Origin of the sequence: Saccharothrix sp. NRRL B-16348 (assembly GCF_001280085.1) — a bacterium.
Classification (GTDB): Bacteria; Actinomycetota; Actinomycetes; order Mycobacteriales; family Pseudonocardiaceae; genus Actinosynnema.
The window spans coordinates 13,027-36,111 of sequence record NZ_LGED01000238.1 but is presented as its reverse complement, the minus strand read 5'-3'; the positions used below and the strand labels follow the sequence as shown (position 1 = coordinate 36,111).

Here is a 23,085-nt window from a genome sequence, read left to right as displayed (position 1 = left end):
TGCGGTGCGGCAACGGGCAGTGCTGCTCATCCAGCAGCACCGGGAGAAGTATCCGTCGTGGTGGGCGGCGGTTGATCAGCGAGTGCGAACGCCGGTCACACCAGGCGCCACCGGTTGTTCACTTCGAGGTCCCGCTGTCGCATGCCGACGTTCCGTGCCGCCGTGGAGCCGATGTCGATGCACGAGTCGAACGCCGCCTGGAGCACGGGCACGAAAGGCCCTTCGGGGCTCGCCCAGAGCCTGCTGCCGTCGGTCGCTTCGGCGTAGTAGTAGAAGTATCTGTTGTTGGTGTCCAGCACGTAGACTTCGCCGCCGGGATTGATCACCCACCAGCCGCGCGTTCCCCAAGGGCGACCGTACTGGCTGCACCCGTTCTCCTTGAATGCGATCGCCACCTGGACGCGCCGCGAGTATCCGTTGATGAAATGCACATCCCAGCTCATCTGCCGCCTCCTTGAGTGCCAAAACGCACGCGGAGCGGTGCGGCCACCGACTCCAGCGTGTCAGCGGTCGGTTCGTCGGTGTAACCGGCGGTGCCGCCGGCCGTCTTCCGGTGTTCGCCGATCGGGTAGTCGGTGCCTTGGTCTTCGGTGGCATACCCGGCACCTTCGGGGCGCCGGCCGGCGCCTTCTTGATAGCTTTCGTCCTCGATGACGAAGTCACGATGAGGATCCGGCCCGTTTGTCATCTCAGCTCCTCCGATCGAAGATCGGCTTATCTTCGTCTCATCAGAATTCTCCGCGGGCAGACGCGGGTCAACGTCGGTTCGGCGGTTTCACCCGTTCGTGGCCGCTGTATTCGGCGTCGGTCGAATATCTGCGAAGCTGCACCGGATTTCGTTTCAGGAACGACGCAACCGTAATCGCATAGTTATCGCCGTTCTCGAAGTTCCGGCAGCGGGCGAACCCGCGCGGTGACGGTGGGCTGGTGGTGCGGCACCGGATGCCGTCCTGCTGCGTCGAATGGGAGTGAGCGAGATCGAGGAGCAGCAGCCGCCGCGTTGGGCGCTGTGGGTTGCGCGTGCGGTGGCCGTGGTGGTCGTGGTGCCGGTGCGGTTGGCGTGGGAGTGGCTCAAGGTGGTCGGCCGGGTGGTGCGGCGGTTCGTGCTGCGTCCGTTGGCGGTCGTGGCGAGGTGGGTCTGGGTCGCGGTTCGCGCGGTCGGCCGGTTCGTGTGGCGGTGGGTGTTCGCGCCGCTCGGGGACGCGCTGCGGTGGGTGGCGCGTGTGGTGGGTGCCGGGCTGCGGTGGTTCGGCGGGGTGCTGGCGCGGTACGTGTTCAGGCCGCTGGGGGTGGTGCTGCGGGTGGTCGCCGATGTGGTGGGGCGCGGGTTCGCGGCGTTGGGCGCCGCGGTGCGGTGGGTGCTCAGGGCCGTGCTGCGGCCCGCGGGTCGAGGGTTGGGACGGGTGTTCGCGCCGGTCGGCCGTTGGCTGCGGGTGGCGGACGTGGCGGTGGAGGACTTCGTGCGCTGGGCCGTGGGCGCGGTCGGGCGGGTGCTGCTGGTGGTGGTGCTGAAGCCGCTGGCCTGGTGTTGGCGGACGCTCGTCGTGCGGCCCGTGGGGTGGTTGTGGCGCGAAGTGGTCGTGCGGGGCGCGCGGGCGCTCTGGTGGCTGGCGCGGCTCTTCGTTCGGGCGCTGATCTGGGCGTTCCGCCTGGTGGGGCGAGGGCTGGCGGTGTTCGGGGGCGCGCTGGTCTGGGCTTGGCGGCTGCTGGCGCGGGTGTTCCGCGCGGTGGTCGTGCCGCCGGTCCGGTGGGTCTACCGGGTGGTGCTGGCGCCCGTCGGCCGGGCGATCGGGCACGTGTGGCGTGCCGTCGTGGTGACGCCGGCGCGGTGGGTGCGCGTGTCGGTGGTCGAGCCGGTGCGGTTGGCCGGGCGGAGGGTGCGGGCGGCGTTCGGCGGACGTCCGGGCTAACGGCTCGCGAGCACGGCGGAGGCGATGGCCTCGTGGCCCGCCGGCGTGGGGTGCACGTCGGTGTGGTCGCAGAAGTACGTCAGGGCGCAGACCTTCGCCACCGGGGTGGGGATCGAGCCGTAGGCCGGGTCCTGGGTGATCTCCGTCAACGGGCCGTAGCCGCCGGTCGTGGCGGTGACGTCGACGAACTCCGCCCCGACCTTCTCGTACTCGGACTTGAGGGCCGCGTTGAAGAAGTCGCGGAACAGGAACACCGACAGGCGGGCGAGGTCCTGGCCGTTCGGGAACGCGGGGGAGACCCACGCGCCGAGGAAGACGTCCGGGTAGGTCAGGCCGACGATCGGCGCGTCGCCGGCGGCTTCGCGCAGGGCGGGCAGGGTGGCCGCCAGGTTGGTCCGGACGGCGGCCACGGCCTGCGACGCGCACGCCAACGCGTCCTGCGCCTGCACGCACGGCGCGAGGTCGTTGCCGCCGATCACCACGGTCACCAGGCCGATCCGGCCCTGGTGCTCGCGCAGCGCCTGCACGGCGGCGTCGAGCTGGGTGCGGCCGGCGGGGTCGGGCGCGTCGGGGCCGCGGTTGCCGGGCGCGCAGCCGGGCTCGGCGCGCAGCTGCGCGGACGTGGCGCCGCTGCACGCGAGGTTGATCAACCGCAGGTCGGACCGCTCGGCGACGAGGTAGGCGAAGCCGTCCCGCCCGGTGCCCGCCGCCGCGCCCGCGGGCCGGTAGCCCGTCGCGTAGGAGTCGCCCAACGACACGTACACGCGTTCGACGGGCGGTGCGTCGGTGGACGGTTCCGTCGCCGTCGTGGTGCTCGTGGTGGGTGTCCCGGTGCACGCCGCGAGCACCGCCAGCAGCGCCCCGATCAGCGCGACTCGCCGAAGTCCCGGCACGTCGACCCCTTCCCGCCTGGTCCGACCACCCAGGCTACCGTGCGGTGGAGCGCTCCACGTGACGTCCACTGTGGACGGCGGTCCTACCGGATCGTGGCGGCCCACGACCGGATGTCGTCCAAGTGCTCCGTCCGCAGGCCGCGACGCGGGTCGACGTGGCACAGGTTGGTCGGCACGCCCTCCCGTTCCCGGTCGAACCACGCCCGAACCTCGTGGTGCCCTTGGTCGTGCTCGTCGTCGAGCCATGCCAATGGCCGGCCGCCGGCGAACGCGGCGACGGCCCGCCACTTCCAGTTCCCGTCGGGCAGCCACCCGTCGTCGCGGTCGAAATCGGTCTCCGGGAACTCGATCACCGGCAACTCGGGCAGGCCGATGGCGGGCGCGACGAGCGTGTTCGCCAGGTGCATCCACGTCGTCGCCCACACCAGCTCCAGGCCGGTGTCGTCGGCCAGCGCCCGGAGCAGGCCGCCGTGGTCCGGGTTCAGCCACACCCGCAACCCCTTGTACCGGCGGGCGTCACGGCCGGTGTGCCACGTCCCGCGCCGGGTGTGCCGGAACGTCCGGTAACCCTCGGGTCGGCGGTGCGGGTTCGCGGCGTACGGGTTCAGCGGTCCGTCCACGTCCAGCAGCAGCAGGCCGCGCGTCGTCATGTCGCTATCTCGCGGCGGCGTCGGTCAGGTGCGCCAGCAGGAAGCCTGCCGTGTCGCTCATGGCCTGGACCTCGTTCTCCCGGTTGGTGAAGCCGTGCCCTTCGTCCTCGTACACGTCGTACCGCACGTCGACACCGCGTTTCCGCAGGGCGGCCACGATCTGGTCGCTCTCCGCCTTCACCACACGCGGGTCGTTGGCGCCCTGGATCACGAACAACGGCGCGGTGATCGCGTCGGCGTAGGTGATCGGCGAGCGTTCCAGCAGGAAGTCGGCCTCGGTGTCCGGGTCGCCGACCCACTCGGGGATCTCGGCGCGCCACGTCTCCGGCACGGAACGGGCCATCGTGAGCAGGTTCGAGGGACCCACCACCGACACGCCCACCGCCCACAGCGAAGGCAGCCGTGACAGGCACGAGAGCGTGGCGAAGCCGCCGTACGACCCGCCCCACACGCCGATCCGGGCCGGGTCCACCCAGTCCAGACCGTGCAGGTACTTGACCGCGTGCTCGAAGTCGCCCAGCTCGGCGCCGCCGAAGTCGCGCAGGATCAACCGCTGGTAGGTCCTGCCGTACCCGGTCGAGCCGCGCACGTTCGGCGCGAGCACCGCGACCCCCTGAGCCACCAGGTACTGGTAGAGCCCGGCGTAGTTGTACTTCGGCCGTTCCTGCGACTCCGGCCCGCCGTGGATCGAGAGCACCACGCCGCGCACGCCGCCACCGCGCGGCCGGTACACCCACGCGGGCACCTCCCGGCCGTCGTGCGTCGGGTAGCGCACCAGTTCCGGTTCGACGAACGCGACCTCGACCGACGGCGCGCTGGACGTCACGTACCGCAGCTCGTTCGCGGCCAGGTCGAGCACGACGACCTCCACCGGCCGGGTGCCGGTGGCGAGCAGGAACGCCAGCACGTCGCCCGCCGCCGTCAACGACTCGATCACGCCCGCCGGCAGCTCGGGCAACGTCACCAGCTCGCCGTCCCGCAGCACGGACTGCCGCGAGATGCCGTCCTCGTTGACCGTCCACGCCCGCACCGCGCCGGAGGCCACCACCTGCTCGACGTCCCACGGCGGCGTCACCAGGTCCTTGACCGAGCCGGTGGCCAGGGAGTACGAGCCCAGCGACCGGAACTCGCCACCCCGGTCGTGCAGCATGAGGAACCCGGACGAGTCGCTGGCCCACGGCCCGCCGACGTGCATCCGCTTGCCCTCGTGCCCGGTCACGACCCACAGCGGCGCGTCCGGCTCGTGCAGGTCCACCAGGCCGAGGTCGGTGTCGGAGTTGCTGTGCATGCCGGAGGTGAGCAGCCAGCGGCCGTCCGGGGACACCGACACGGCGTGCAGCAACGTGCCCGCGACCGACTCGACCCGGCGGACGGCGCCGGTCTCCAGGTCTTGGACCAGCACGTCCTGCACGGCGGGATCACGGTCGTTGCCCGCGTAGACGATGCTGCGCCCGTCCGGGCTGAACGGCGCCGGGCAGTCGAAGCTGAAGATGGACGACCCGAGCACGTGCTGGCTCCCTGGCGCGTCGGTGAGCTGCCGGGCCGTGCCGCCCTCGGCGTCGACCAGGTACAGCTGGAACTTCTCGTTGCCCTGGAAATCGGCCGTGTAGAGCAGTTCCCGGCCGTTCGGCGACCACGCGACCTGCCGCACGGCGTGCTCGGTGTAGTCGGTGATCTTGCGTGCCGGGCCGCCGGACACCGGTGCCACGTAGAGGTTGTGCTGCCCGTCGGAGTTGGCGGCGTACGCCACGGAGGTGCCGTCCGGTGACAGGGCTACGTTGGAGCGGAATCGTTGCCTGGGCGCGAAATCACGGTATTCGGTCACGTTTCTCCCCCTGGAAGTGGTGGCCGGAGCGGCGTCAACGACAGCAGGACGTCGACGGGCGCCGTGCCGGGGCGGCGCTGGAACGGCGCGCCGCGCTCGACGTACTGGTTGATCACGGCTTGGACGGCGTCGCGCAGCTCGACCACTTCGTCGGCGGTCAGGTGCAGCACGCTGAACGCCTCGGACGCGGCGCCGCGCCACTGCTCCGGGTAGCTGTCCCTGGTGCGCCACCACTCGGCTTGCGAGTGCTGACGGCGCACCCAGCGCAGCTCGTCCAGCGCTCGCAACGCGGACAGACGCTCGTCGTCCAGGTCGCGCGTCGAGATCCGGGTGTCCTGCTCGACCAGCCGCCACGGCCGTTGCCTGCCGACGCCGCCTTCCGCCTCTTCGACGAAGCCGTGCCGTGCCAGCAACCGCAGGTGGAACGAGCAGTTCGCGGGCGTCGTGTCCAGCTCGGTCGCCGCTTCGGTCGCGGTGAGCGGCCCGTCCCGGGCAAGTAGCAGCTCCATGAGCCGCACCCTCAGCGGGTGGCTCAGCGCCCGGAGGTCGTGCGCGTCGGTGAGCCTGCGCCGCTCGAAAGACATGTTTCGAAAGTACTGTTGCGACACCGGCCGGTCTAGGGGAGACCCGCCGGTGTCGCGTGTGGTTCGAGGCGGGAGTGCTCGCCCCGCAGGGGTCCGCTACTTGTACTGGGCGATCTGGATCAGGTTGCCGCAGGTGTCGTCCAGCACGGCGGTGATGACCGGGCCCATCTCCAGGGGCTCCTGGGTGAACCGCACGCCGAGCCCGCGCAGCCGGTCGAACTCGGCGCGGACGTCCTGCACGGCGAAGGCGGTGAACGGGATGCCGTCCGCGACCAGCGCCTCCTTGAACGGCTTCGCCGCCGGGTGGCCGTCGGGCTCCAGCAGCAGTTCGGTGCCTTCTGGGTCCTCGGGCGAGACCACGGTCAGCCACCGGTCCGCGCCCACCGGGACGTCCTCCTTCTTCACGAAGCCCAGCACGTCGGTGTAGAAGCTCAGTGCCTTGGCCTGGTCGTCGACGAACACGCTGGACAGGTGGATCCTCATGGGTTGTGCTCCGGTGCGTCGGGCCTGAGCCATCGCGTCACGATGAGCTCGAGCGGTTCGGTGTTCAGCTCGTGGAACTTGTAGCGGCCCTCGCGTCGCGTCCGGACCAGCCCCGCGGCTTCCAGCACGGCCAGGTGCTGGCTCACCGCCTGCCGGGTCAGTCCGAGCTCGTACTTGGTCAGCAGCCGCGCGCAGATCTCGAACAAGGTCTGGCCGTCCCGTTCGACCAACTCGTCGAGGATGCGCCGCCGGGTGCGGTCGGCCAGAGCCTTGAAGAGTTCTTCCGCCACGACTGCCACCATAGGCAAGCGACCGCTTGCCTGCAAGTCGTCACTTGCCTATCGCGCTCTCGTTTCACCCGATCGAGGTGCCGGCCCGGCGGACAGCGGCACGTCGCGCGCGAAGGTCTGACCGGTCAGGGTCCCGATCAGGGCTGGACGGCCGGGGCAGTGGTGCGCGAGAGTCGAGGCCGGTGATCGGGCACGCGGATCGCCTGACAACGTTGTCACCCAGAGAGGTTCCCCCTGCCGATGCCGCTCAGACGAGGCAACACGCTCCTGCTCGCCGCCGCACTGGTCCTCACGGGTTTGCCCGCGGTCGCGGCGCCTGCCGCAGCCGACGACGTGGACCCGACCACCCTGGTGAACCCGTTCGTGGGCACGCAGAACTTCGGCAACACGTTCCCCGGCGCGAGCATGCCGTTCGGCATGGTGCAGGTCAGCCCGGACACCGGCGGCCAGGGCGGCTACGACTACCAGCAGCAGGAGATCCACGGCTTCAGCCAGACGCACCTGTCCGGCGTGGGCTGCGGTGTCGCGGGTGAGCTGCCCGTCATGCCGACCACCGGCCCGGTGGACAACGTTGACACCGCCGGTTACCGGTCGAAGTACTCGCACGCGGACGAGGAGGCGCGGCCGGGTTACTACCGCGTCGGGCTGTCCCGCTACGGGGTGAACGCCGAGCTGACCGCCACGCCGCGCACCGGCTGGCAGCGCCACACGTTCCCGGCGGGCGCGCAGGCGAACGTCCTGTTCAACACGGGCAAGGCGAACCAGCAGGTGCTGGACTCCGAGGTGCACGTCGTCGGCGACCGGACCGTCGAGGGCCGGGTCAAGGCGGGCCGGTTCTGCGCCGGGCACGACGAGCACACCGTGTACTTCACGGCCACGTTCGACCGCCCGTTCGCGAGCTTCGGCACGTGGCGCGGCACGACCCGCGCGCCGGGCGTGCCGGACGCGGCGGGCCAGGGCGGCAACGGCGCGTGGGTGACGTTCGACGCGACGGCCGACCAGGACGTGGTGCTGAAGGTCGGCCTGTCGTACACCGGGATGGACGGCGCCCGCAAGAACCTCGCCGCCGAGACGGGTGACTCCTTCGACTTCGAGGCGACGAAGGGCAAGGCGCACCAGGCGTGGGTGGAACGGCTGAACTCGATCCGGATCGACGGCGGCGTGCCGGAGCGGCGGACCGCGTTCTACACCGCCCTCTACCACTCGTTGCTGCACCCGAACCTGGCCGGCGACGTGGACGGGCGGTACCTGGGCTTCGACGGTGAAGCCCATGTCGCGCAAGGCTTCACGCCGTACCAGAACCTGTCGTTGTGGGACACCTACCGGCCGCAGAACCAGCTGCTGGAACTGCTCGAACCGCAGGTCGCCCGGGACGTGGCGCTGTCGGTGGTCGCGAGCGGCCGGGACGGCGGGTGGTTGCCGCGCTGGGCGCTCGCCAACAGCGAGACCAACATCATGACCGGTGACCCGGTGACGCCGTTCCTCGTCGAGGCGTGGTCGAAGGGCCTGCTCGCCGGGCACGAGGAGGAGGCGTACGAGCTGCTCAAGCGCAACGCCACCAGCGTCCCGCCGGCCGACTCGCCGTACAACGGGCGGTCCGGTGTGGAGTTCTACCTCGACCGCGGCTACATCCCGTCCGGTTTGGAGCTCGGCGTCGACTGCGCGCACAAGGGCGGCGACAACGACTGCGTGCACCCGGCGTCGGCCACGTTGGAGTACGCGGCGGCGGACGCCTCGCTCGCCCTCATGGCGCGCGGCCTGGGCAAGCACGACGACGCCCGCGTGTTCGCCGAGCGCGGGCAGTGGTACCGCAACCTGTGGGACGCCTCGACCGGCCACTTCCGGCCGCGCACGGCCGAGGGCACGTGGGTGACGCCGTACAACCCGGTCGACGCCGGTCACCAGTTCCACGAGGGCGGCGCGTTCCAGTACCAGTGGCTGGTGCCGCAGGACCCCAACGGCCTGGTGCGGCTCATGGGCGGCCGGCAGGCGACCGAGCAGCGGCTGGACGCGTTCTTCGCCTACGACAAGCTGCTTGCCGACCCGGTCCGGACCGTGCGGGAGGACTGGATCACCCAGCCCTACGACTACTACGGCAAGCCCACGTACAACCCGAACAACGAACCGGACCTGCTCGCGCCGTACTTCTACCTGTCCACCGGCACGCCCGCGAAGACGGCGACCGTGGTGCGCGCGGCGATGACGTTGTTCACCACCGGCCCGGACGGCATGACCGGCAACGACGACCTGGGCACGATGTCGGCCTGGTACGTGTTCTCGTCGCTCGGCCTGTACCCGACGATGAGCGGCGGCGACTTCCTGGCGCTGTCCAGCCCTCAGTTCCCGGGCGCGACCGTCCGGACGGGACAGCGGACGTTGACCATCACGGCGCCGGGCGCGAGCGACGCCAACCGGTACGTCCAGCAGGTGTCGTTCAACGGCCGGGACGTGCGCCAGACGTGGCTGGACTGGGACACCGTGGCCGGCGGCGGCACGTTGGCGCACCGGCTCGGCACCACGCCGTCGTCCTGGGGCACCGGTCCCGGCGCCGAGCCGCCGTCGGTCGACCGCGCTCAGGCCGACGGGCGGCGGCACGTGGACGCGTCGCTGCGGCAGGCGTCGGCGGTCGTGCCGACGGGGGACGCGCCGCAGACCGTGGAGCTGACCTTGGACGTGCTCGTCCAGGCGCCCGGCTCGGTGCCCGTCGGCGTCACGGCGAGCGTGCCGGACGGCTGGTCGGTGACCACGACGGGGCAGCTGCTGGTCAAGTCGGACCGGCTGCCGACCCAGCGGACGGTGGGGGTGGTGGTGACGGTGCCGGCGGGCACGCCGGTCGGCCGCTACCCGGTGCGGGTCACCGTGGCCGGGCCGAACACCGTCGTGCGCGAGGCGGTGGTGGACGTCCGGCAGGCGGCGACGTGCGCGGTGGCGGGCGAGCAGTGTGCGGTCGACCTGACCGGTGAGCTCAACCACGACGGCACGGCCACGGTCGCGGCGCCCGATCAGGGCAACTTCGACGGCTCGGGCTGGAGCTACGACGCCGCGCTGCTGCCCGCCGCCGGTCCGGTGGTGCTGGGCGGCGTGACCTACCAGGCGCCGGACGCGACCGGGACGGCGGCGAACTTCGTGGAGGCACGCGGGCAGGCGATGCTGCTGCCCTCAGGCGGGTACGGCGCGCTGCGGCTCGTGGCGTCGTCGCACAACGGCCCGGTGACCACTGCCGTCACCGTCCGGTACGCCGACGGCAGCACCGCGGACGTGCCGCTGACCGTCGGCGACTGGGCGGGCTCCGGCGGCACGGTGGCGCTGGACATGCCGCACCGCATCAAGGCCGGCCAGGGCGTGGACGGCCCGCCGGTACGCCTGTTCGCCCTCTCCCTGCCGCTCGACCCGGCCAAGGCCGTGCACTCCGTGACCCTGCCCGACGACCCGCGGGTGGAGGTGTACGCGATCACCCTGGCTTAGCCGACACGGCACCAAGGGGCAACGCCGATTGCCGAGCAGCTCGACCAGGGCCACGCGGCCCTGGTCGAGCGCAGGACGGCCGCTTGACCTCAGCTGCCGTCCGGTGACGTGAACGGCGGCTCGCCGTCCACCCGGCCGTCCTCGGCCACCGGCGCCTCGGCGAACCCGAGCGCGAGCGCGTCGTCGTGCGGTGCGGCCGGCAGCACGGATGGGTCGAGGCTTTCCGTGCGCTTCCACTCCTCGAAGCCCCGGTCGCGCCGGCGGCGTTCCTCCTCGATCCACTCGCGGCCCTCGACCGCCACGGCCTCCAGGATGCGCAGCGCCGACGTGATCCCAGAGGCGCCGAAAGCCAGTTCCTCCAGCTGCTCCGGGTTCTCCTCCTTGTCGCTGAGCTCCTCGAAGTTCTCCACGACCAGGCTGATGTCGCGACTGTTCTGCAGCGACAGGTGCAGCGCCCGGCTCAGCACCGTGCCCTGGCGTGATTCCAGCAGAGTGGTGTCGTCGTTGTCCCAGACGAGGACGATCGTGCGCTTCTCGCCGGCGAACTGCACACCCACCTCCTTGACCTCCACCAGCACCAGCGCGCCGTAGCTGAAGGACGCGCGCTGCTCGTTGCTCACCGCGGCGATCTCGAACTGCAGGTCGAACCGGAATTCGCGCACGCCGTTCTCCGTCAGGAGGAACACCAGCACGAGGTAGTTGGAGTAGCGGGGCGGCCCGTAGATCACTCGGGCGCGCTTGGCCCGCGGTAGCCCTTCGGTGAGGACGACGTGCGCGATGACATCCCGGTTTGAGAGGCCGGCCCGTTTCATGGCCACGGCCTTGAGGTGCGCCTTGTCGAAGTCGAACCACCGCGCCATCTCGGCGTCCGTCGGGCGGTCGGCGAGCTGTTCGAGGCAGCGCTTCCGTTCCGCCTGTTCCTCCTCCAGTAACGCCCGGCACTCGGCGCGCTCGCGCGAGAGCGCCAGCCTGCGGCCGATCAGGTCCGCCCCGCCGGTGCTGCCCAACAGGACGCCGGCCACCGTCGTGCCCCAGAGCGGACTCACCCCGGACCACTCGCCCAGCGCGACGTAGACGCCCGCGACGCCGCCGACCGCTATCAGTGTGCACAGCAGCCCGGCCACGCCCTGCACCACGTCGGCGTACGTGACCTTGCGGAAAGCGAAGAACCGGCCGTCGGACCACCGGTCTGCCCAAAGGCGGACGTGCATCCTGACGAGCCAGTGCAGCGTCCACGCGCTGATCTCGCGTTTGACGGCACGTCGGTAGGCGTCGCGGTACTCCGGGTCGGGGATCACCGACCCGTAGGTGCGCACGAGCCGCAGGTAGAGCATTCGTCCGCTGCGCTCGATGTCGTCCTTCCACCGCCGTCCCTCGACGTGCTTCTTCGGGTGCTGCCGGACGATCTCGCGTTCGATCAGCCCGAGGACGTCGGCGCGGAACCGCTTGCTGCCCAGCCGGTGCAGGTTCTCCACCGCTTCCGGGACGCGGCGTCCACCGTGTTCCACCTCCAGCCGCTGCCTGCGCCGGCGGGACGCCACGACTCGCGCGCCCAGCCACACGGCCACTCCGTGCGCGAGGACGACCAAGGCGGTCCACGCCGCGACCGCGTCCGCGACGTCCGCGCCCGCGGCACCTACCGTCACGACGAGACCGCCGATCAGCGCGATGCCGCCGAGTACGGCGACGACCCAGGTCCGCGGTGGCACGCGGCCGTCCTCGTACGGCGTGACGAGGCGGGGTTCGGCGGGTGTCGCCTCGAAGAACTTCCACGCCCGTTCGGAGCGGTCGCCGGAGACGCGGGCCTCGGCGACCGCCTCGGAGTTGTCGCGGTCCAACCGGTCCTGCATGGCACCGCCGATGATCATGTCGAGGTGCCGCGTGATCTCCTCGCGGCGTTGCTCGGACAAGACCTTGAACCGGGACAGCACGTCGTCGAGCGCCTGCCGGTCGGGCTCGCGCTCGTGCTCCTGCGCGGTCGCGCACATCATCAGATCGCGGATGACGTCGATGGCGGCACGCCACGAGTCGTGGGGGAACCGGTCGGCGATGCTCGACGCCGTCTTGATCTGCTCGAACTGCGTCGACCCGAGCTGGTTGATCGAGCGCTCGCTGAGGGTGGCCAAGGCGTAGTGGTAGGCGACCGCGGTGCTCGCCAGCCCCGCCCGGATCACCTCGGTCAACAGTCCTTCGGCGATCCTCGGCGAGCCGCCGGCGAGGTGGTTGCACGCCACCTCGTACTTGCGCTTGGGTGGATCGTCCTTGGTGAACTGGTACACCGTCGAATCACCGTGGAACACCGCGCCACCGTTGACCACGCCCACCTGCACGGTGCGGTTGTGGTCGCCTTCGACGGTGTTCCTGATCTCCGTCTCGCCGTCCGGCCGGCTCACGACGCGTCACCGCCGAAAACCTCGGCGAGCAGGTCGAGCAGCCCGGGATCACCGGCGAAGAGGTCCTCGAGCGTGACGCGCAACGTCCGCATGTGCGCGGTGTCGGCGGGTGCGGTGGTGGCCTGTCGGCGGAGGTCCACCAGGTCGAGCATCGCCCGGGTGAACGCCTGCGCCGTCAGGCGGTCGGTGCGGTGGGCCTCCGCCGCCGCGGTCGTGAGCCGCTCCAGGGCGGCGAGGTCCAGCGCGGGTGATTCGCCGAGCCAGATCCCCCCGTTGATCACGCCCGCCTGGATCGCGAAGTTGGCCGTGCCGGAAACGTTGTTGTTGACCGACGTGCCGCTGCCGCTTCGTTTCCTGTCCGAAGCCGGGGCGCTCTGATCCGACGACAGTTCGGCGATCAGCACGCGCATGAACAGTGCCGCGTTGCGCGCCGCCAACTCCTGCGAACCCGCGCTGTCGGCCACGTCCTTGGCGCCGTCGGCGAAGTCGCTGATGCCCCGGATCGTGATGGTCGGGGTCGAGCCGTGCAGGTGGCCGCACTGCGCGACACCCGCGCTCTCGGTCTCCACGGCGACCGCGTCGTTGAAATGATGGCTCAGGTGCCGCGCGGTCGCGGACGTCCTCGTGTTGAGCACGACCTCGCCCGACGCGATCGGGTCGAAGTGGATCTGGGGAGGCTCCTGGTCGGAAGGCAGCCCGGAGCGCCACGCCGCCGTGCGCGCCAGCACCCTGGAGGTCTGTTCGAGGTTGTGCGCCGTCTCGTAGGCGCGGGGTCGGGCGTGGTCACCGTCGTCCTCGCTGCGCATCGCGTGGTAGCCGTACACGCGGGTGGCGACCACCACGTCACCGAGGCGGAGCCAGTCGCGCAGGCCGCCCGCGACACCCACGAACAGCACGGCGGACGGCTGGAACTCGGTGATGGCCCGTTCGGTCATGACGGCCGCGGCCCCGTTGCCGGTCCCGGTCAGGGCGACCACGACGTGGTGGTCGGGGTGGCCCGCGAGCACACCGCGTTCGAAGATCGTCCCGGTGGGGTGGCGGTGCAACCGCACGTCGGTGAGGTGCTGGACGACGGCAGCGCGCTCGACCTCCAGTGCCGTGAGGACCACGATCATCTGCTCTGCTCCGTTCACTGGCCGGGCGCGCTTGTGATGACAGCGGAACGGCGCGGTCGGCGGGGCGGGGCCGGTCGGTGGGAGGCGCCGGCGGTACAGCGGTCCGAACCATGACGTCAGTCTGACGATAAGGCCGAGCGACGGTTTTCGTCAACCTGACCATTACGCGCGCGGAGCACGTCGGACATCATCTGTCACGCGTTTGTCGTCACAACGACGAGAAGTTAAGGTGATGCGATGAGCGCCTCATGGACGATCCCGACGGTGGCGATGGCCGTCGACCTCGCGGTGCTCACCGTCCGCGCCGAGCGCCTGCACGTGCTACTGGTCAACCGGGGTGTCGAGCCGTACCGCGGACGTCTCGCGCTGCCGGGTGGTTTCCTGTCCACTGAGGACGAGGACATCGACGTCGCGGCGGAGCGTGAACTCGCCGAGGAGACGGGGCTCGACGCGAGTGGACTGCACTTGGAACAGCTGCGCACCTACGGCGCGCCGGGTCGCGATCCGCGCATGAGGGTGGTCACCGTCTGCTATCTGGCGATCATGCCGGACCTGCCGCTGCCCAGCGCGGGCGGTGACGCGGACAGGGCGCGGTGGGTGCCGGTGGACCGGGTGCTGGGCCGCCGCAGGCTGCTCGCGTTCGACCACGGTCAGATCATCGCCGACGCGGTCGACCGCGCTCGCGCCAAACTGGAATACACGACGCTCGCCACCGCCTTCTGCAACCCCGAGTTCACGATCTCGGAGCTGCGCCGTGTGTACGAGATCGTGTGGTCCGAGGAGTTGGACGCGCGCAACTTCCACCGCAAGGTCACCGGTGTCGACGGTTTCCTGGTCGCCACGGGCAAGCGCACCAGTGGCAACGGCGGACGTCCCGCCGTCATCTACCGCCGCGGCCCGGCCACGGTCCTGCACCCGCCCATCCTGCGGAACTGAGCCGGAGGTGGGAGTCGAACGGTGACGCGGGCTTGCCTTGACGTCGGCGTCAACACCTACGGTCCGGGTCGTGAAATTCGCCGTCAGTTACAGCACGCCGTACTTCGGGGTCGACCCCGACCGGATGGTTGCCTACGCCAGGCACGCCGAGGAATGCGGGTTCGAGGCGTTCACCCTGCCGGAGCACGTCGCGGTGTACCCCGGTGCCACGGTCGGCACGCACGAGATCCCGCCGGCGCTGCCCTACGCCGACCCGCTCGACTGCCTGGCCTTCGTCGCGGCGGCGACGCGGCGGATCCTGCTCGGCACGGGCGTGTTGCTGCTGCCGTACCACCACCCGGTGGTGCTGGCGAAGCGGCTGGCGACCGTCGACGTGCTGTCGAAGGGGCGGCTGCGGCTGCTGACCGTGGGGTTGGGCGCGTTGCCGGGCGAGGCGAGGGCGGTCGGGGTGGATTTCGCCACGCGCGGTCGTCGTGCGGACGAGGCGATCGACGTGTTGCGGTTGTTGTGGGAGGGCGGCGAGGAAGGGGTGAGCTTCGCGGGGGAGTTCTTCGCCTTCGAGGACCTGTGCAGCTTCCCGAAACCGCTCGGTGTGCGGCACCTGCCGATCCACGTCGGCGGTTCCAGCCGGGCCGCCGCACGCCGGGCCGGACGCCGCGGTGACGGGTACTTCCCCGGCGGCATGCTCGTGCCCGACGAACGCGCGCTGCAGTGGGACCTGGTGCGGTCGACCGCGATCGAGGCCGGTCGTGATCCGGAGGCGTTGGACTACACGCGGTGGGGCTCGATCGAGATGTCCACGGACACGGTGGAGGCGTTCGCCGAGCAGGGCGTGACGCGCATCGTCGTGAGTGCGACCAGTGCGGACCCGGACGAGCAACGGGACCAGTTGTCGGCGTTCTCCGAGCGCTTCGGGCTGGTGCCGTCCGGACCGGTTTCGACCACGGTCGGCAACCGAGGCACGATGCGTCGGTGGGACTCGAGGACGACCCGTTCGACTGGCGGGTGACGAAGGACGGCCAGGTGCTTGTGTCGCGTGGCGGGCGCACGGTGACGACCGTGCGCGGCGCGGCGGCGGCGAGGCTGATCGGCGGACTGGAGCGCGCCGACGACGACGACGGCGCCCAGCAGTTGCTGGCCAGGGTGACCGGCAACTACAAGCGCGGCAACGAGCGGTGAGCGTGGTCGGCTTGCCTTGACGTCGGCGGTTCGAGCCGTGGTGACGGGCACGTCCCCGGCGGCATGCTCATGACCGTGCGCGCCGGCGGGATTGGCGCGGTCGACGGCGATCGGGGCCGGTCGTGACCCGCATTGCGTTGGAAGACACGCGTTCGGGCTCGCCCGAGATGTCCACGGACACGGTGGAGGCGTTCGCCGAACAGGGTGTGACGCGCGTCGTCGTGAGCGCGACCAGTGCGGACACCGGTGAGCAGCGGGATCAGTTGTCGGCGTTCGCGGAGAGGTTCGGCCTCGACGGCACGACGTGACGCCGGGGCGGCGTGCGACGACCATTCGTGCCACGTGGCGCCGGCGTTCGAACCAGGCTCGCACTGCGGATGACGACGAGCGCGGACGCCCTTCGGCCTCCCCGTGGTTGCGACCGCACGCCGCCGCTCTTCGGGCTGCCGCACCGGCCTGCCCCGCACCCCTGAGCGGCGTGTCACGCTCGGTGGCCGGATCTCAACCCTGCGGAGGTTTCGATGAAGCGCAAGGTCGTTGTGGCGAACGGGGTGTTGGGGGCGGTGGCGCTCACCGCCGGGCTTTTGGTCGGCGCGCCGCCGGCGGGTGCGGCGGAAGGCGACATCGGGTTCGCCGCCGCCGGCACCGCCGTGCCCGGGCACTACCTGGTGGTGCTGGAGGACGAGGTGGCCGTCCAGGCGGCCGACCTGACCGCCAGGCACGGCGGCACGGTCACGGCCACGTGGCGGCACGCGTTACGCGGCTTCGCCGTCACGGCGAGCGAACGGGAAGCGAGAAGACTCGCCGCGGACCCCGCGGTGCGGTCCGTCAGCCAGGACGGCCTGGTCCAGGCGGTCGACGCGCAGCCGAACCCGCCGTCGTGGGGGCTCGACCGCATCGACCAGCGTGATCTGCCGCTGAACTCCTCCTACAACTACGACACCGGCGCGGCCAACGTGCGCGCCTACATCCTCGACACCGGCATCCGGACCACCCACTCGACGTTCGGCGGCCGGGCGACGTGGGGCTACGACGCCGTGGACGGCTCCAACACCGACTGCAACGGTCACGGCACGCACGTGGCGGGCACCGTCGGCGGCAGCCAGTACGGCGTCGCCAAGGGCGTGCAGCTGGTCGCCGTCCGCGTGCTCGACTGCGCGGGCTCCGGCACGTTCGCCCAGGTGATCAGCGGCGTCGACTGGGTCACCGCGAACGCCGTCAAGCCCGCGGTCGCGAACATGAGCCTCGGCGCCCCCGCCTCCGCGGCCACCGCGCCGCTGGAGACGGCCGTGCGCAACTCCATCGCCTCCGGCGTCACGTACGCCATCGCGTCCGGCAACTCCAACGCCGACGCGTGCGCCTTCAGCCCGGCGCTGGTGCGCGAGGCGGTCACGGTCAACGCCTCGACGAACACCGACGCGCGGGCGTCGTTCTCCAACTACGGCACGTGCACCGACGTCTTCGCGCCCGGTCAGGGCATCACGTCGTCGTGGCACACCGGCGACTCCGCCACCAGCATCCTCAACGGCACCTCGATGGCCGCGCCGCACGTGGCGGGCGCGGCGGCGCTGTACCTGGCCACGCACCCCGGTGACGCGCCGGCGACCGTGCAGGCCGCGCTCGTCAACGCCTCGACGCCGAACAAGGTCACCAACCCGGGCGTGGGCTCGCCGAACCGACTGCTCTACACCAGCCCGTCGACCGTCACGGCGGTCCGCTACTTCGGCGGTCGCGACCACCTCACGTCGGTCACCGGCGCCCCGTCGGGCTACGTGGCCGAGTCCTCCCTGGGCCGCCTCCTGACCAGCCAGGCCGCGGGCACGCACCCGCTGTACCGCTGCGCCGTCGGCTGGGACAGCTTCACCTCGTACGACGTGAACTGCGAGGGCCGGACCCGCGTGGGCCTGCTCGGCTACGCCCACGACGGCGCGGTCGCCGGCACTCACCCGATCTACCGCTGCCTGGTGCGGGGCACCAATGACCACATGGAGTCCTACGACCCGAACTGCGAAGGCCAGATCACCGAGGGCTCCCTGGGCCACTTCCTCGGCTGAGCGGTGATCGCGAGCCTCGGCAGTGGCCGCACGTGGCCACTGCCGAGGCTCGCCTCACACGGCCGCGGCGAACTGGGCCGCGTACAGGCGGTGGTACGCGCCCTCGGCGGCCATCAGCTCGTCGTGGCTGCCCTGCTCCACGATCTGCCCGGACTCCATCACCAGGATCACGTCGGCGTCCCGGATGGTCGACAGCCGGTGGGCGATGACGAAGCTCGTCCGCGACGACCGCAGGGCCGCCATGGCGTGCTGCACCAACGACTCCGTGCGGGTGTCCACCGAACTGGTCGCCTCGTCCAGGATGAGCAGCGACGGGTTCGCCAGGAACGCCCGCGCGATGGTCAGCAGCTGCTTCTCGCCGGCGCTGACGTTCGTCGCCTCCTCGTCGATGACGGTGTCGTACCCGTCCGGCAACGTGCGCACGAACCGGTCCACGTAGGTGGCGCGGGCCGCGGCGATGATCTCCTCCTCCGTGGCGGAGGAGTTGCCGTAGGCGATGTTGTCGCGGATCGTGCCGCCGAACAGCCAGGTGTCCTGCAGCACCATGCCGGTCTGGGACCTCAGGTCCTCCCGCTTCAACGCGGTGATGTCCACCCCGTCCAGCGTGATGCGGCCCGCGTCCAGCTCGTAGAACCGCATGATCAGGTTCACCAGCGTGGTCTTGCCCGCGCCGGTCGGGCCGACGATCGCGACGGTCTGCCCCGGCTCGGCCACCAGCGACAGGTCCTCGATCAGCGGCTGCTCCGGCCGGTACGAGAAGCTCACGTGCTCGAACTCCACGCGGCCACGGCGTTCGGCGGGCAACGACGCCTCGGCGGGGTCCGGTTCCTGCTCCTCGGCGTCGAGCAGCTCGAACACCCGCTCGGCCGACGCGACGCCGGACTGCATCAGGTTCGCCATCGACGCCACCTGGGTCAGCGGCTGGGTGAACTGGCGGGAGTACTGGATGAACGCCTGCACCTCGCCCAGGCTCATCGAGCCGGACGTGATGCGCAGGCCGCCCACCACCGCCACGGCCACGTAGCTGACGTTCGACAGGAACATCATCATCGGCATGATCAGGCCGGACACGAACTGCGCGCCCATCGCCGAGCCGAGCAGCTCGTCGTTGCGGCGCTTGAACTCCGCCTCCGACTCGCGCTGCCTGCCGAAGACCTTGACCAGCTGGTGGCCGGTGAACGCCTCCTCGATGTGCGCGTTCAGTGCGCCGGTGTGCTTCCACTGCGCCACGAACAACGCCTGCGACCGCTTGCGGATCCGCCCGGTCGCCACGACGGAGATCGGGATGAGCAGCAACGCGATCAGCGTCAGCAGCGGCGAGATCGTCAGCATCATCACCAGCACGCCGATGACGGTCAGCAACGACGTGAGCAGCTGGCTCAGCGTCTGCTGCAACGTCGTCGACACGTTGTCGATGTCGTTGGTGACGCGGGACAGCAGCTCGCCGCGCGGCTGGCCGTCGAAGTAGCGCAGCGGCAGCCGGTGGATCTTGTCCTCGACGTCGGAGCGCAGCCGGAACACGAAGCGCTGCACCACGTTGTTCAGCACGCGGCCCTGCCACCAGCCGAACGCCGACGAGATGAGGTAGAGGCCCATCACCCACAGCAGGACGGTGGCGAGGGCGGCGAAGTCGATGCCCGAGTCGGCCGCGCCGCGCATCCGGCCCAGGACGCCCTCGAAGATGATGTCGGTGGCCTGGCCGAGGATCTTCGGCCCGGCCACGGAGAACGCCACGCTGATGACGCCCAGCGTGACCACGGCCAGCAGCGCGATCCGCTCGCGGCGCATCCGCTGGACGAGTCGGCGCGCGGACGGGCCGAAGTTCACCGCCTTGCCCATCGGCATGCCCATGCCGGGCATGCCGCCGCCCATCCGGGGCGGTGGCGGGGTCGCGGGACGGGGAGGGGTCGTGGTGCTCATGCGGCCTGCTCCGAGGTCAGCTGGGACTCGACGATCTCCACGTAGGTGGGGCAGGAGTCCAGCAGTTCGTGGTGGGTGCCGATGCCGACGACGTTGCCGCCGTCCAGCACCACGATCCGGTCGGCGTCCAGGATCGTGGACACGCGCTGGGCGACGACCACCACGACGGCGTTGCGCGTGTGCGGTCGCAGCGCGGCGCGCAGCCGTGCGTCCGTGGACAGGTCGAGCGCCGAGAACGCGTCGTCGAACAGGTAGATGTCCGGTTTGCGCACCAACGCGCGGGCGATGGAGAGCCGTTGCCGCTGGCCGCCGGAGACGTTCGTGCCGCCCTGGGCGATCTCCGCGTCGAGGCCGCCGGGCATGTCCTCCACGAAGTCGCGCGCCTGCGCGATCTCCAACGCCTCCCACAGCTCGTCGTCGGTGGCGTCGGGCTTGCCGTAGCGCAGGTTGGACGCGACCGTGCCGGAGAACAGGTACGGCCGCTGCGGCACCAGCCCGATGCGCGCGCACAGCGTGTCGGTGTCGATCTCGCGGACGTCCGTGCCGTTGACGAGCACACCGCCGCCGGTCGCGTCGATCAGCCGGGGCACCAGGTTGAGCAACGTCGTCTTGCCGGTGCCCGTGCTGCCGATGACCGCCGTGCGGTGACCGGCCTCGGCGCGGAAGCTGATGTCGCGCAGCACCGGCTCGTCCGCGCCGGGGTAGCGGAACTCCGCGCCCCGGAACTCCACCGACGTCTGCCGGGGCAGTTCGAGCAGCGGCGAGGTCGGCGGCCGGACCGACGACTCGGTCTCCAGCACCTCGTTGATCCGCTCGGCGCTCACGGCGGCACGCGGGATCATCATCGAGATGAAGGTCGCGAACATCACCGCCATGAGGATCTGCATCAGGTAGCTCAGGAACGCCGTGAGCGCGCCGATCTGCATCTCACCGGTGTCCACGCGGAACGCGCCGAACCACAGCACTGCCACGCTGGAGCCGTTGAGCAGCAGCATCACCACCGGGAAGATCAACGCCTGGAGCCTGCCGACGCGCAGCGCGGTGTCGGTGAGCGCGCCGTTGACGTCGGCGAAGCGCTGGGTCTCGGCGCGTTCCCGGACGAACGCCCGGACCACGCGGATGCCGGCCAGCTGCTCGCGCAGCACGCGGTTGACCTCGTCGATGCGCTCCTGCATCAGCCGGAACTGCGGGACCATCCGGATCACGATCAGGCCGACCGCGATCGCCAGCGCGGGCACGCAGACGACGAGCAGCCACGACAGGCCGACGTCCTCGCGCAGCGCCATCAGGACACCCGCCACGCACATGATCGGCGCGTTGACCAGCATCGTGCAGCCCATCACCACGAGCAGCTGGACCTGCTGCACGTCGTTGGTGGTGCGGGTGATCAGCGACGACGGGCCGAGCGTGGCGACCTCGCGCGCGGAGAACTCGCCGACGCGGTGGAAGACCGCCGCGCGGACGTCACGGCCGAAGCTCATCGCGACGCGGGCGCTGTAGTAGACCGCGCCGATCGAGGAGGCGATCTGGATGACCGACACGGCGACCATCCAGCCGCCGGTGGACAGGATGTAGCCGGTGTCGCCGGCGGCGATGCCGAAGTCGATGATGTCGGCGTTGAGGCTCGGCAGGTACAGCGAGGCGACGGTGCCGATCAGCTGTAGCACGAGCACGACCGTCAGTTCACGTCTGTACGGCCGCAGGTGGGTACGCAGCAAGCGGCTCAGCAACGGTGTTCCCCCATAAGAAACGGATCGTGTCTAACATGGGCAAAGGTAGACCCGTGGGATAAGGAACGCAACGTATCTAAAGGCTCGGTAAAGACGCCGGCGGCTCGGTGAAGGGACAGGGTGACGGTGACGAAGTCGCGGCGACGCGGCGCGCAGCTGGAGCAGGCCATTCTGGACGCGGCTTGGGACGAGCTGCGCGAAGTCGGCTACGCCCGGCTCACCATCGAGGCCGTGGCGGCGCGGGCGGGCACCAGCAAACCGGTCATCTACCGCCGTTGGGGCGGTCGGGCGGAGCTGGTGCTGGCTGCGTGGTTCCGCAACCTGCCGGTGGAACCCGAGACGCCCGACACCGGCACGTTGCGCGGCGACCTGCGCACCCTGTTCGGCCGCATCGCCCGGCGCGCCGACTCGATGATGAACGAGATGGTGGCGGGTGTGATGGGCGAGGCGTTCCGGCACCCCGAGGTGGCGGCGCTGCTGGGTGAGCGCCTGGCCAACCCGTCACCGCTGACCGAGGCCGTGCGGACCATCGTGGACAACGCCGTGAGCCGGGCCGAACTGCCGCCGGTCGACCTGCCGCACCGGGTGAGCAGGCTGCCCCTCGACCTGATCCGCAACGAGTCGATGACCTGCGGCGCCCCGGTGACGGAGGAGACGGTGGCGTCGTTGGTGGACGACGTCTACGTGCCGCTGCTGCACGGGTTGGCGGCGCTGCAGCAGGACGGCGGGTAGGGCCCGGCTCACGGCGGTCAGGTCCGGGTGACGCGGGCCAGCGCGCCGGTTTCCAGGGCGACCCACAGCGCGCCGTCGGGCCCGAGGGTGATGCCGTGCGGCTCCGCGTGCGGCTCGGGCAGCGCGTGCGACTCGATGGAGCCGTCGGTGGTGATCACGCCGACGCGGTTGGCGCCCCATTCGGTGAACCAGAGGGCGCCGTGGCCGTCGGCGACGATGGCGTGCGGGCGGGAGGCGCGGTCCGGTAGCGGGAACTCGGTGACCTCGCCGCCGGTGGTGATCCGACCGAGCTGGCCCGCGGCGATCTCGACGAACCAGAGGGCGTCGTCGGGGCCTGCGCAGAGGCCGACCGGACCGGCCGCGTCCGTGGGGAGCGGGTGGACGGTCACGGTGCCGTCCGCGGTGATCCGGCCGATGGCGTTGGCCTGGTTGAGCGTGAACCACATCGCGCCGTCCGGACCCGCGGTGATGGCCGACGGGAACGCGCCGGTGAGCGGTAGCGGGAACTCCGTGATCTCGCCGTCGGTGGTGATCCGGCCGATGCGGTCGGCGTTGATCTCGGTGAACCACAGCGCGCCGTCGTGACCCGGTGCGATGCCGTACGGGCCGCACTCGGGTGTGGGCGGGGTGAACTCGGTGACCTCGCCGTCGACGGTGATGCGGCCGATGCGGTGCGCCTGGTACTCGGTGAACCAGAGCGCGTCGTCCGGGCCGGTGACGATGACGGTCGGTCCGCTGTCGGGGGCGAGGGCGTGGCTCGTCGGCTGCTCGCCGGGCACCAGTCGGCCGATCGCGCCGCCGCGGACCAGGGTGTACCAGAGCGCGCCGTCGGGGCCGGTGGTGATCGCGTACGGTCCGCTGTCGGGATCGGCGACGAGGTGGGTCTCGATGGTCTTGTCGGCGTGGGGCATGGCGGGGTGATCGTC

Annotated in this window: 21 protein-coding genes; 8 read left to right on the top strand and 13 right to left on the bottom strand. The window is 70.9% G+C overall.

The window, feature by feature from the left end; translation table 11 throughout:
* Positions 1-95: 95 nt before the first annotated feature.
* On the bottom strand, positions 96-443 hold the full coding sequence (locus ADK67_RS37525) for a DUF1036 domain-containing protein (RefSeq protein WP_053721322.1): 348 nt from the start codon (positions 441-443) through the stop codon (positions 96-98).
* Positions 440-688 carry a hypothetical protein gene (locus ADK67_RS51630; RefSeq protein ID WP_157621307.1) on the bottom strand — a complete coding sequence of 83 codons (249 nt, stop codon included), beginning with the start codon at positions 686-688 and terminating at the stop codon, positions 440-442. The genes ADK67_RS37525 and ADK67_RS51630 overlap by 4 nt, the downstream gene beginning before the upstream one ends.
* A 280-nt stretch (positions 689-968) precedes the next feature.
* Here ADK67_RS51630 and ADK67_RS37520 point away from each other — a divergent pair, with 280 nt between their 5' ends.
* On the top strand, positions 969-1,910 hold the full coding sequence (locus tag ADK67_RS37520) for a hypothetical protein (protein ID WP_053721321.1): 942 nt from the start codon (positions 969-971) through the stop codon (positions 1,908-1,910).
* Here the strand turns inward: ADK67_RS37520 and ADK67_RS37515 are convergent.
* From ADK67_RS37515 to ADK67_RS37490, 6 genes are all read right to left on the bottom strand, one after another.
* Positions 1,907-2,803, bottom strand: coding sequence for a GDSL-type esterase/lipase family protein (locus ADK67_RS37515; protein WP_053721320.1), 897 nt, complete (start codon positions 2,801-2,803; stop codon positions 1,907-1,909). The genes ADK67_RS37520 and ADK67_RS37515 overlap by 4 nt on opposite strands.
* Before the next feature lie 83 nt (positions 2,804-2,886).
* Entirely contained in the window at positions 2,887-3,453 is a 567-nt protein-coding gene (locus ADK67_RS37510) for an HAD domain-containing protein (RefSeq protein WP_053721319.1), read from the bottom strand.
* A 4-nt stretch (positions 3,454-3,457) separates the two neighbouring features.
* Positions 3,458-5,278 carry a S9 family peptidase gene (locus ADK67_RS37505; protein ID WP_157621303.1) on the bottom strand — a complete coding sequence of 607 codons (1,821 nt, stop codon included), beginning with the start codon at positions 5,276-5,278 and terminating at the stop codon, positions 3,458-3,460.
* On the bottom strand, positions 5,275-5,862 hold the full coding sequence (locus ADK67_RS37500; protein ID WP_053721317.1) for a winged helix-turn-helix domain-containing protein: 588 nt from the start codon (positions 5,860-5,862) through the stop codon (positions 5,275-5,277). Before ADK67_RS37500 ends, ADK67_RS37505 begins: the two co-directional genes overlap by 4 nt.
* A 96-nt stretch (positions 5,863-5,958) precedes the next feature.
* Entirely contained in the window at positions 5,959-6,345 is a 387-nt protein-coding gene (locus tag ADK67_RS37495) for a VOC family protein (protein WP_053721316.1), read from the bottom strand.
* Positions 6,342-6,647 (bottom strand): ArsR/SmtB family transcription factor, encoded by a 306-nt coding sequence (locus ADK67_RS37490; RefSeq protein ID WP_197289804.1) that lies wholly within the window; start codon positions 6,645-6,647, stop codon positions 6,342-6,344. Before ADK67_RS37490 ends, ADK67_RS37495 begins: the two co-directional genes overlap by 4 nt.
* Before the next feature lie 228 nt (positions 6,648-6,875).
* Between ADK67_RS37490 and ADK67_RS37485 the strand changes: the two genes are divergently transcribed.
* The gene (locus ADK67_RS37485; protein ID WP_053721315.1) at positions 6,876-10,100 is read left to right on the top strand and encodes a GH92 family glycosyl hydrolase; all 3,225 of its coding nucleotides are present in this window, start codon (positions 6,876-6,878) and stop codon (positions 10,098-10,100) included.
* 89 nt (positions 10,101-10,189) lie between these two features.
* Here the strand turns inward: ADK67_RS37485 and ADK67_RS37480 are convergent, their stop codons facing one another.
* Both ADK67_RS37480 and ADK67_RS37475 read right to left on the bottom strand, forming a co-directional pair.
* A complete protein-coding gene (locus tag ADK67_RS37480) occupies positions 10,190-12,493 on the bottom strand; it encodes a hypothetical protein (RefSeq protein ID WP_053721314.1) in 2,304 nt (767 codons plus the stop codon).
* A complete protein-coding gene (locus ADK67_RS37475; RefSeq protein ID WP_053721313.1) occupies positions 12,490-13,608 on the bottom strand; it encodes a 5'-methylthioadenosine/S-adenosylhomocysteine nucleosidase family protein in 1,119 nt (372 codons plus the stop codon). The genes ADK67_RS37480 and ADK67_RS37475 overlap by 4 nt, the downstream gene beginning before the upstream one ends.
* A 237-nt stretch (positions 13,609-13,845) precedes the next feature.
* Between ADK67_RS37475 and ADK67_RS37470 the strand changes: the two genes are divergently transcribed.
* The 5 genes from ADK67_RS37470 to ADK67_RS37450 all read left to right on the top strand — a co-directional run bounded on the left by ADK67_RS37470 (position 13,846) and on the right by ADK67_RS37450 (position 17,777).
* Positions 13,846-14,544 carry an NUDIX hydrolase gene (locus tag ADK67_RS37470; protein ID WP_053721312.1) on the top strand — a complete coding sequence of 233 codons (699 nt, stop codon included), beginning with the start codon at positions 13,846-13,848 and terminating at the stop codon, positions 14,542-14,544.
* Positions 14,545-14,614: 70 nt separating this feature from the next.
* Complete coding sequence (locus ADK67_RS37465; protein ID WP_157621301.1) at positions 14,615-15,553, top strand: TIGR03619 family F420-dependent LLM class oxidoreductase; 939 nt, start codon at positions 14,615-14,617, stop codon at positions 15,551-15,553.
* Positions 15,517-15,723, top strand: a complete 207-nt coding sequence (locus tag ADK67_RS37460) for a hypothetical protein (protein ID WP_053721311.1) — start codon at positions 15,517-15,519, stop codon at positions 15,721-15,723. The genes ADK67_RS37465 and ADK67_RS37460 overlap by 37 nt, the downstream gene beginning before the upstream one ends.
* A gap of 167 nt (positions 15,724-15,890) precedes the next feature.
* The gene (locus tag ADK67_RS37455) at positions 15,891-16,031 is read left to right on the top strand and encodes a hypothetical protein (protein ID WP_157621299.1); all 141 of its coding nucleotides are present in this window, start codon (positions 15,891-15,893) and stop codon (positions 16,029-16,031) included.
* Positions 16,032-16,244: 213 nt separating this feature from the next.
* Positions 16,245-17,777, top strand: coding sequence for a S8 family peptidase (locus ADK67_RS37450; protein ID WP_063797865.1), 1,533 nt, complete (start codon positions 16,245-16,247; stop codon positions 17,775-17,777).
* A 54-nt stretch (positions 17,778-17,831) separates the two neighbouring features.
* On the opposite strand, the gene ADK67_RS37445 is transcribed toward ADK67_RS37450, so the two are convergent.
* Both ADK67_RS37445 and ADK67_RS37440 read right to left on the bottom strand, forming a co-directional pair.
* On the bottom strand, positions 17,832-19,697 hold the full coding sequence (locus tag ADK67_RS37445) for an ABC transporter ATP-binding protein (RefSeq protein ID WP_082404404.1): 1,866 nt from the start codon (positions 19,695-19,697) through the stop codon (positions 17,832-17,834).
* Positions 19,694-21,427: an ABC transporter ATP-binding protein gene (locus ADK67_RS37440; RefSeq protein WP_053721308.1), complete on the bottom strand. Its 1,734-nt coding sequence runs from the start codon at positions 21,425-21,427 to the stop codon at positions 19,694-19,696. The genes ADK67_RS37445 and ADK67_RS37440 overlap by 4 nt, the downstream gene beginning before the upstream one ends.
* A 126-nt stretch (positions 21,428-21,553) precedes the next feature.
* Between ADK67_RS37440 and ADK67_RS37435 the strand changes: the two genes are divergently transcribed.
* Positions 21,554-22,159, top strand: coding sequence for a TetR/AcrR family transcriptional regulator (locus ADK67_RS37435; RefSeq protein WP_231648546.1), 606 nt, complete (start codon positions 21,554-21,556; stop codon positions 22,157-22,159).
* Positions 22,160-22,176: 17 nt separating this feature from the next.
* Here ADK67_RS37435 and ADK67_RS37430 read toward each other — a convergent pair whose 3' ends face one another.
* Positions 22,177-23,070 carry a Vgb family protein gene (locus ADK67_RS37430; RefSeq protein ID WP_053721306.1) on the bottom strand — a complete coding sequence of 298 codons (894 nt, stop codon included), beginning with the start codon at positions 23,068-23,070 and terminating at the stop codon, positions 22,177-22,179.
* Positions 23,071-23,085: the final 15 nt, after the last annotated feature.